The sequence below is a fragment of the Pseudomonadales bacterium genome (assembly GCA_013215025.1).
GTDB lineage: Bacteria > Pseudomonadota > Gammaproteobacteria > Pseudomonadales > DT-91 > DT-91.
Genome location: JABSRR010000091.1, coordinates 1 through 8,878, shown reverse-complemented (window position 1 = coordinate 8,878; position 8,878 = coordinate 1). Strand labels below are relative to the sequence as shown.

Annotated in this window: 10 protein-coding genes; 1 reads left to right on the top strand and 9 read right to left on the bottom strand. The window is 45.2% G+C overall.

What is annotated here, in order from left to right:
- The 9 genes from HRU21_07905 to modA all read right to left on the bottom strand — a co-directional run.
- A partial coding sequence (locus HRU21_07905; GenBank protein ID NRA42215.1) for a DUF4124 domain-containing protein occupies positions 1 to 115 on the bottom strand: 115 nt, incomplete at its 3' end.
- Positions 112 to 588 carry a hypothetical protein gene (locus HRU21_07900; GenBank protein ID NRA42214.1) on the bottom strand — a complete coding sequence of 159 codons (477 nt, stop codon included), beginning with the start codon at positions 586 to 588 and terminating at the stop codon, positions 112 to 114. The genes HRU21_07900 and HRU21_07905, both read right to left, overlap by 4 nt.
- A gap of 344 nt (positions 589 to 932) precedes the next feature.
- Entirely contained in the window at positions 933 to 1,094 is a 162-nt protein-coding gene (locus HRU21_07895) for a hypothetical protein (GenBank protein ID NRA42213.1), read from the bottom strand.
- Between the two features lie 71 nt (positions 1,095 to 1,165).
- On the bottom strand, positions 1,166 to 2,320 hold the full coding sequence (locus tag HRU21_07890; GenBank protein NRA42212.1) for an NAD(P)/FAD-dependent oxidoreductase: 1,155 nt from the start codon (positions 2,318 to 2,320) through the stop codon (positions 1,166 to 1,168).
- 131 nt (positions 2,321 to 2,451) lie between these two features.
- Positions 2,452 to 3,036 (bottom strand): superoxide dismutase [Fe], encoded by a 585-nt coding sequence (locus tag HRU21_07885; GenBank protein NRA42211.1) that lies wholly within the window; start codon positions 3,034 to 3,036, stop codon positions 2,452 to 2,454.
- Positions 3,037 to 3,144: 108 nt separating this feature from the next.
- Positions 3,145 to 5,487 (bottom strand): patatin-like phospholipase family protein, encoded by a 2,343-nt coding sequence (locus tag HRU21_07880; protein ID NRA42210.1) that lies wholly within the window; start codon positions 5,485 to 5,487, stop codon positions 3,145 to 3,147.
- A gap of 18 nt (positions 5,488 to 5,505) precedes the next feature.
- Positions 5,506 to 6,603, bottom strand: a complete 1,098-nt coding sequence (modC, locus tag HRU21_07875; GenBank protein NRA42209.1) for a molybdenum ABC transporter ATP-binding protein — start codon at positions 6,601 to 6,603, stop codon at positions 5,506 to 5,508.
- Positions 6,596 to 7,324, bottom strand: a complete 729-nt coding sequence (gene modB / locus HRU21_07870) for a molybdate ABC transporter permease subunit (protein ID NRA42208.1) — start codon at positions 7,322 to 7,324, stop codon at positions 6,596 to 6,598. The genes modC and modB overlap by 8 nt, the downstream gene beginning before the upstream one ends.
- Entirely contained in the window at positions 7,324 to 8,067 is a 744-nt protein-coding gene (gene modA / locus HRU21_07865; GenBank protein NRA42207.1) for a molybdate ABC transporter substrate-binding protein, read from the bottom strand. Before modA ends, modB begins: the two co-directional genes overlap by 1 nt.
- A gap of 261 nt (positions 8,068 to 8,328) precedes the next feature.
- On the opposite strand from modA, the gene HRU21_07860 reads away from it, so the two are divergent.
- Positions 8,329 to 8,694, top strand: a complete 366-nt coding sequence (locus tag HRU21_07860) for a cytochrome c5 family protein (protein ID NRA42206.1) — start codon at positions 8,329 to 8,331, stop codon at positions 8,692 to 8,694.
- Positions 8,695 to 8,878 lie beyond the last annotated feature (184 nt).

Sequence of the window (8,878 nt, the reverse complement as noted above, 5' to 3'; positions counted from 1 at the left end):
GCCTGTCGCCGTAGTGAACATTGCCGTATTTATCAACATAACGGTAAATTTCTGCCAGGCTGTTTGCGCTGTTCAGCGCTATTAAGGCAATTAGTATCAGGAAAATAAACTTCATCGCTTATCACTCGGCTTTTCACCCAAACTCTCACCCGTACTTTCACCCAGATTTTCACCTAGTTCGTCGTTCTGATCCTGTGATGTTGCGTTCGCCTTGGCATCGTTTGCAGGCTGTTTTGCCTGGCATAGCTCAGTATTGCCTGCGGCAAGTGCATATACCATCCAATTAAACAGCAGCGTTTCGGATAAGTCTTTCAGTGCAAAGGCTGTGAATGTCATCCGTGGGTCTTCGTTACTATAGCCTAATTCGACCAACACAGTGTCGGGGTCTTGATCATCAAAGATCATTAATATGCGTTTTTGCGTTTGCTGCCGCTCAATGGTAAGTGTGTCGGCGGCAAATCCGGCCTGGCGCATCTGGTGGCTGATGTTAATAATTGGATCAATGTCTGCATAGGCCTGCTGCACGCTAGCTTGCGCTAACGATGCGATGTCGCTGATTTGATAAACTGTATTATGTTTTAGGCTCATTGCAGATACTTACGCCACGTCATTATGTTTGCAGATGCTTATTACTGGCGGCTACTTTTAAAACTGGCTTTTTATTATGGCAGTCGTTTTATCATACGTTTTCTTATACCGGTAGCTATATACCCAGTCTTGCTTAGACTTGGCAGGCAACCATAGCAAATATAACGCTTTTATGTGTACCAAATACGTGCAGCGATAAGGAATAATGTCAGTTTTTAGGGCTAATTCACGTTCATGCGGATAGTTTGTAAAGCTTTATAGAGGGCGTCAAGCTTATCGATTTATATCGCTGCAGATAACTTGATGTAGCTGATGTGTAAAGTTGCATAATCGTTTGCATGCGACTACTCGCGGGGAGTCTCAGTATTTGAGCTTTGCAGCAGAGGTTTTTGTTGATGATTGAAGGTAGAATGAGACTCGGCCATGTCGCTTGCCGATAACACGGCTAACAGCCCTTCGTAATAGCGCCATACTGAAGGTTCAACCGAATTTTTATCAAGTTTCATATCTCATTCCTTGCTGTATTGGCAACGCTAGCGTGTCAGCGCTGAGTTGGTGTTTGCGTGGCCGATATAATTTAATCGAGCATTAAATGCGTGCCACAGGCGTAACCAGAGGACCAGGCCCATTGAAAGTTGTAGCCCCCTAAGTGGCCCGTAACATCAAGCACCTCACCAATAAAATAAAGCCCGGGCTGGTGTTTACAAACAAAGCTTTTGGAGCTCACTGCCTCGGTTGAAACGCCACCCAGAGTAACTTCGGCGGTGCGGTAACCCTCAGTATCAGCGGGTTTAATTTGCCAACGATTCAAGCTGTCGGCAATTTTCATCAAACGCTTATCAGGAATTTCCGCTAAGCTTTTATCTTGGTACTCAGGCCAGTACATCTCAAGCAATTCACGTACCAGTTTCTTGCTTAGCAATGGCGATAGCAGCGCTTTCAATCCGGATTTAGCCTGCTGTTGCTTAGCTTGTAATAGTAAATCTGAAGCGTTCTGTTCGGGCAATAAATCAAGTTCAATCGCTTGGCCAGGTTGCCAATAATTTGAAATTTGTAAGGCCACCGGCCCGCTCATGCCACGATGAGTAAATAACAGGTTTTCACGAAAATAAGCCTCACCGCAGCGAGCGCCCACGTCAATCGCTAAGCCTGATAAGGTACTGCAAAGATGTTTTAACTGATCAGTGAACGTAAACGGCACTAACCCTGCCCGTCTTGGCACCAAGGGCAACTGAAATTGCTGTGCAAGTTGATAACCAAAGCCTGAGCCGCCCAAGGTAGGAATGGATAAGGCGCCTGTGGCAATGACTAATTGCTTGCTTCGTATTTGCTGTGTTTCGGTATCTATCAAGAATAGACCGTCAGCATATGTTATCTGTTCGATCTGTTGGCGAGTTTTAATGCTAACCGATCCCGCTTGCTGCTGGCATTCGGCAAGCAGCATATTAAGGATATCTTTCGCTGAATGACGACAAAACAACTGGCCGTGTTTACGCTCTTCCCACTCAATTGCGTATTCATTAACCAGACTAAAAAAATCCCACTGCGTGTATTGGCTTAATGCAGACTTACAAAAGTGTGGATTTTGCGAGATAAAATGTTCGGGCCGAACATCATAATTGGTGAAATTACATTTGCCGCCGCCGGACATCAGAATTTTTTTGCCAACTTTATTGGCTTTTTCTAATACTAAAACATTGAGGCCACGTTTGGCTGCAGTGGCGGCACACATTAACCCCGATGCGCCAGCACCGATAATAACAACGTCAGGGTGTCGCGTGCTTACTGCTTGTGTTGAGTCGATCAGTGGATAAGTCACGGTATAATGGATAAGCAATTTTACCCATTATACCGAAAATGCCTTTAGGCAGAGAGGTTTGTATTGGCAAAGTCCCAATTGACTAGAGCCCAGAATGCATCCATATAGGCAGGACGTGCATTACGATAGTCGATGTAATAGGCATGCTCCCATACATCAACGGTCAATAAGGCGGTAACGCTGCTGTCAGTCAGTGGTGTTTCGGCATTGCCAGTATTCACAATCGCTAAGCTACCATCGGCTTGTTTTACTAACCAGGTCCAGCCAGAGCCGAAATTGCCGATGGCCGATTGAGTAAACGCCGCTTTAAATTCAGCAAAAGAGCCGAAGCTGCTATTAATAGCATCGGCAATCGCCCCTGTTGGCTCGCCGCCGCCAGCTGGGCTTAAGCTTGACCAATAAAAAGTGTGGTTCCAAATTTGAGCCGCATTATTAAAAACGCCGCCTGAGCTATTGGTGATAATTGATTCTAATGGGCTATCGGCATGCTCGGTGCCTTCGATCATGCCATTTAATTTATCGACATACGTTTTATGGTGCTTGCCATAGTGAAACTCTAAGGTTTCCTCCGAAATATGTGGAGCCAGTGCGCCCATGTCATAGGGCAGTGCGGGTAAGCTGATAGACATGTAAATCTCCTTTTTTTTCTGGTGTGTATCAGTGAATGAATTATAGACAGCTGAACCGCTGGCTGTCTAAGGCTAATCTCATTGACTATTAGCAACTATACGTTGGGACTAAAAGTTTTTGCCCAAATACAGGTAGAGATTTTGTTGCTGATTGTCATTAACGCCGAAGGCAAATACGATGGGGCCCAGTGCAGTATCAGTGCCCAAAAATACACTGCCCGCTTGAATTAGATTGTCGCGGCTGAATTTATCTTCAGCAGCAATGACGCTGCCCGTTTCAAGGCTCAGACCAAGATACAGCGGATATTGTGAAAAACCAAACGCATCTCTGCCAAGATCCCACTGATAACTGATCAATGCTAGAGCGCTCTCATTGGCAACTAATTCATTCAGTGAATAACCAGAGAGATTGAGAAAGCCACCCAGGCGGGAGGTATAAACGCTATTTTCGCTATCGCTGATAGTTTTATTCCAACGCAGTTTGCCGACCAAAGTGTGGTGCTCAATATTGATCGCGCCTTTCCAAGCAAGATCGATAATCTCAGTTTGGTAGCGTCCGGCATTTTCATTGAAACTGACATTTTTTAGCTGAATACCATTACGTACTTTTTCCTGAAGTATCTTATAGTCTATGACTAGCTGATTGCCTCGTGTAGGAAAGCTAACGCGGTTTAAATTGTCATAGGCGAGTGTGATATAACTGCCGCGACTGTCGTAGGATGCACCATCGCGATTTTCTTCAAAGCCGATGTCGCCAATGTCACCGATCAGGCCAATTTCAATCAAGCTGTCTGAGCTAAAGTTATAGCCAATACCTAGCTCAACAGTGTGAGACTCTGTGCGAATATCTTCGATATCATTTTTAGCTACCAGGGTATCCCAGACCTCAATTTTATACTCGTATTGCAGTCTGCTAAAACTCGATTTTGAGGATGTTAGGGGGAAATAAAGCTCGCTGATAAAATCCCGCTCGAAGCCTATTTCCAGCTGATTACTCCATTCGCCACCATTGTCGGTTATGTTTTTAATGGTGTAGGCAAAGTCTAAATTAAGATTGCTCTTGTCAGTGGTGTCCTCTTCAAAGCCTATACCAAAATTAAAAAAGTTTGGCCCCCAGCTTTTGCCATAGGTTTGAATGCTTAAGCTTTTGCCGGATTCGCCCGCAGCAGTCGAAATAGATAAGTCGACCTTTTCAAATTCATTACTGGCATANATGTCATCAATACTGTTAAGTATTTCTTCAGTTGAGGTAGGTTTTAGCCGCAGATTCTTAATGTACTGGTCAATAAATGCATCGGGTGTTGCTGATTGGTTATCTAGCTGAACGCTCTGGAATACAATCGGGTCTGCAAATATCAGCTGTTTACGCCTAGCTATTTTCTGCTGTTGGTAGTCAGCATATTGTCTGTCATCAACGGATAATACCTTAAGTTGCTCTAAAGCTTGTTCTGTTGCTGCAACCCCTGCGAGATAAGCTTTATCCATACTGGAAAAATCTGTCATTGCAATATCTGTGATATCGGGTTCGATCAAAATATCTTCTGCTCGTAGTTTGGCGAGCTGTCTCGATGTGCCTTCCTGCGTTAAAAAAGACGTTAGCTGACCAACTACACCAAGAGCCGTTTGTGTTTGCTGTTTTTCTAGCAGCTTGCCACTGATGTCGATGGCAATCACGATATCAGCACCTAATTCAATAGCTTGTGCTACGGGAATATTATTACTGATGCCGCCGTCGATGAGTAATCGGCCATCGTGTTTGACCGGGGCCAAGGCGCCAGGTACCGAAGATGATGCACGCATAGCCTTAATAATGTCACCTGAGCTAAAAATATAACTCTCACGCGTATTCAAATCGGTGCTGATTGCGCGGTAAGGAATAGCTAATTGATCAAAGTTAAGTTCTGCACTGCTTAGGCCAGCTACCTCTCGCAACAAACGTTTCATGGTTTGGCCCTGCAGAAGCCCGCCGGGCAATTTGATTTCACCATCAGCGTAACCCAGGCTGAGGGGGATGTTGAAGCGATCGAAGAAAAGTTTATCTCGGTAAGGTAGGTCTTTTCGAGCAATGGTGTCAGAGTAGCCACGATTAAAGTCTGCGCGAAACATACGTTGCTTAATCTCATCTGCGTTATAGCCCAAGGCATACAGGCCGCCAACCACCGAGCCGATGCTGGTGCCGGTAACGATATGCACAGGAATATTATGCTGCTCTAACACATGCAGTGCACCGATGTGTGCTGCACCTTTTGCACCGCCTCCGGCCAACACCAAGGCAATTTTAGGTTTAGCCTGCAACTGCGTGTTAGAGACAGGTGCTGTATTCGCAAGCACAGTATTGGAAAAGCTATATGCTAACAATAGCAGAAATAAAACTGCACACTTGCTGCGATATTGGCAAGTAGCTAGGTTAAAATATTGCGATGAGCTGTTGCCGGTTGAGATTGCTCTCAAGCCAAATCCTTGCATGGCTTAGTTTCCATTGAGTATTGATACAGCTTTGATTTGTGCAAATACTGCTTTTCCTATGCTAAGTGCTAAGCGTTGACAAGAGTATAAAGTAATTTGTGCAAAACAAACTAGCCCCTGGCAATTTAAGGTCACCAAGCATTGATCAGCGTCTTTATTGTCTATGGCTACGATGGTGGCGGGCAGTATGTTAACGATGCTGCTGTGTGTCGGTTTTTCTAGGCAAAGACTGATGTCTTTAGCGTAAAGCATTACCCTCATCACGGCAGGCTCTAGACTGGCCTCAGCCTGGTTATCATAAGCTTTAAGCGCAGACGCACTGATGATTAGTTTTGCTTGCCCAATGCTTAGCATTTTGATGGAGGCATCTGCAGCCGCTGCGATAGCTGATACTGTGTGCACCGAAAACCATTGCGATGTGTTCATCGCGAGTTGCTTTTGATTAATAAGATCTATCGCATCACCTTGATCAATAATTTTGCCTTGATCTAAAACGACCAGCTGATCGGCCAACTGACTGATCTCTGATAGCGAATGGCTTACGTAGATCATCGGTAGGTTTAGCTCAAGGCAGAGGGCTTTTAATAAACGAATAATCCGCTGCTTGTTGTGATCATCTAATGCTGATAATGGCTCATCTAACAACAGCAATTTTGGGTAACTAAGAATCGCCTGTGCGATTGCTATGCGCTGTTTCTCGCCGCCCGATAAGCCATCTACCTGCCTTGCAAGAAGGCTGGTGATGCCCAGCACCTGATAAATTCTTGTTTCTGTAGCTGCTGCTACGGTTCGTTTGCTGCGCTGTGCGCCAAATGCTAAATTCTGCTGTACATTTAAATGTTCAAATAAATGTGGCTGTTGAAAAACGTAAGCTACACCTCGTTTAGCGGTAGCTAGTTTAGACTTTCCGTTCTGCCAAACGGATTGATTAAAAACAACCCTGCAGTCTGGGCTTTTAGCTAGGCCTGCAATATGTCTCAATAGCGAAGTTTTGCCAGCCCCTGATGGACCAAAAATAGCGGTGATGCCCTGGCTGTTAATACAGGTGTCTATGGATAATGAGAACGTATCTAAGCTTGCCTCAAGAGATAGCTCAATCATGATATCGGGTTTTCTCTAGCTTGAATCGGTTTTTAGGCAGCATCGACAAGCGTTGTTGATTAAAGCTATATAGCAGCAGCAAGGTGATTAGTGCACTGATCAATAAAATCAACGATAAGCTATGTGCTTGTGGGTAGGCGAGGCTCTCGACATGCTCATAAATTTGCATCGATACTACCCTGGTTTCGCCTGGAATATTGCCGCCAACCATTAAAATTACGCCAAACTCCCCGAGAGTATGCGCAAAGCCCAGCACGCCAGCGCTCAGAATTGCGCGCCTGCTCTGCGGTAAAATGATTGAGTACATAATATCCAGTCGTGATGCGCCAAGCGTCATGGCAGTTTCAATGATTTGCGGTTCAATATTTTCAAAATGGTTGATTAAGGGCTGAACGACAAATGGCAGTGAATAAATGCACGAGGCGAAAACAATACCGCCGAAACTAAACGCGAGTGATTGAACTCCGAGTTGGCTTGCTAGTTGACCAATAAACCCATCTGGGCTGAGTAATAATAGGCAGTAAAAGCCTAGAACCGTCGGTGGGAGTACCAACGGTAGGGCAATAATACTTTGAGCCCAAGTCTTCCAGCCAGATCGGGCTTGTGCAAGCCGCCAAGCTAATGGTAAGCCAATCAGAAGCAAACAGAAGGTTGTTACCGTGGCCAGCTTTAGCGTGACTATAATGGCTTGCCAATCTTGTTGGCTGAGCGAGTCAAACATTAGCGTTGTTGCCTATTTTGGTCCAAGTAACCCAGCTCTACAATAAGTGATTGAGCGCGATCACTGCGTAAAAATTGCATGAAATCATTTGCCGCAGCATGATGTCGGCTTGCGCTAATAATCACAGCACTTTGCACTATGTCAGGGTATTGATGACTAGTTAAGCGGATAAGGCGACCAGAAGCAATGCTGGATGCCTGTGAGCCGGCAATCAGAGCGCTATCAGCATGGCCACTGAATCGAAACTGGAACGCTTGCGCAATATTTTCGGCGTATACAATGTGCTCAGATGCAAACTGATGCGCTTGTAAAAATGTGGCCCCTGCTTTCCCATAAGGAGCTAGTCTGGGGTTGGCAATGGCGAGCCGCTGAGTCTGTTGTAAAACTGTTTCAATACTGCCCTGGTGCGAAGTCCACAGCACTAATTCACCCAAGGCATATTCGTAAAAGCTGTTGGCAAGCGCATAACCCTCGTCGATAAGGCGCAAAGGTTTATCTCGGTCGGCCGATAAAAAGACATCATAGGGTGCGCCACGTCGTATTTGTGCATACAACTTGCCTGAGGAGCCCGCGATAATTTGTACCGAGTCAGCATCAGGGTAATGGTCTAGTAAATGTTCAAGACTGGTTTTGAAATTGCTGGCTACTGCAATGGTTAAACGTTCGGCCTGTGAGACAGGTGTGCAAAAAACCAGACAAGTCGCGCATAAAAGCATTAAGCGGCGATATAGCTGCCGAAACATAAGATGATTTACCAAGCAATAGCGGTTCACATTGCAAGCTGTTGATTGTTTGGGTGCGTATAACTAAAGCTTACAAGCATAGGTTATTTTTAAGTTGTAGCTGATAATAACAGCTTCAATGTTTAAGTCGAATTTGCACTCGAAAAACACAAAATAAACGCTATAATGCGCACAGAAAATTTGAACACTGAGGGTAGACCCGTGAAAGTTGTAATTACTGTCAAACGCTTTGCATTTCTTGCCATTGCAACACTTTTTGCTATGCAAGCTGCTGCAATTTCAGAAGCTAAAAAAGAGGCGATTGCTGAGCGCATTAAGCCGGTAGGCACGATTTGTTTACAAGGCGATGATTGTGCTGCAGCGGCAGTTGTTGCCAGTGCTGGGCCCAAAGATCCTAGTGATATCTACTCAGGTAACTGTGCCGGTTGTCATGATACTGGTGCAGCGGGCGCGCCAAAGGTTGGCGATGCTGCATCCTGGGCGCCGCACTTGGCCAAAGGTATCGATGCACTCTATACCAATGCGATCAACGGCATTGGCGCTATGCCTGCGAAAGGCTTATGCATGTCATGCAGCGACGATGAGATAAAAGCAACCATCGATTTGATGATTAGCAAGTCTGAGTAAGCTGTTACTGAAAGCCATCATTAAAATTCACTGCCAAAAAACCAGCTTCATTGCTGGTTTTTTTTGGCCTGCAATATGTTCTGGCCTTAAATAGTCCCAAGGCAGCTTCTCCTAGCATATAGCGTTGAAGATTCAGAATAACAGAGCAACAGAGCAAAATATTAACAGTGCAACGGAATAATAG

Coding starts and splice junctions, on each gene's coding strand:
- HRU21_07900 (NRA42214.1), bottom strand. CDS start 588: ATGAGCCTAAAACATAATACAGTTTATCAAATCAGCGACATCGCATCG.
- HRU21_07895 (NRA42213.1), bottom strand. CDS start 1,094: ATGAAACTTGATAAAAATTCGGTTGAACCTTCAGTATGGCGCTATTAC.
- HRU21_07890 (NRA42212.1), bottom strand. CDS start 2,320: ATGTGTGCCGCCACTGCAGCCAAACGTGGCCTCAATGTTTTAGTATTA.
- HRU21_07885 (NRA42211.1), bottom strand. CDS start 3,036: ATGTCTATCAGCTTACCCGCACTGCCCTATGACATGGGCGCACTGGCT.
- modC (NRA42209.1), bottom strand. CDS start 6,603: ATGATTGAGCTATCTCTTGAGGCAAGCTTAGATACGTTCTCATTATCC.
- modB (NRA42208.1), bottom strand. CDS start 7,324: ATGTTTGACTCGCTCAGCCAACAAGATTGGCAAGCCATTATAGTCACG.
- modA (NRA42207.1), bottom strand. CDS start 8,067: ATGTTTCGGCAGCTATATCGCCGCTTAATGCTTTTATGCGCGACTTGT.
- HRU21_07860 (NRA42206.1), top strand. CDS start 8,329: ATGCAAGCTGCTGCAATTTCAGAAGCTAAAAAAGAGGCGATTGCTGAG.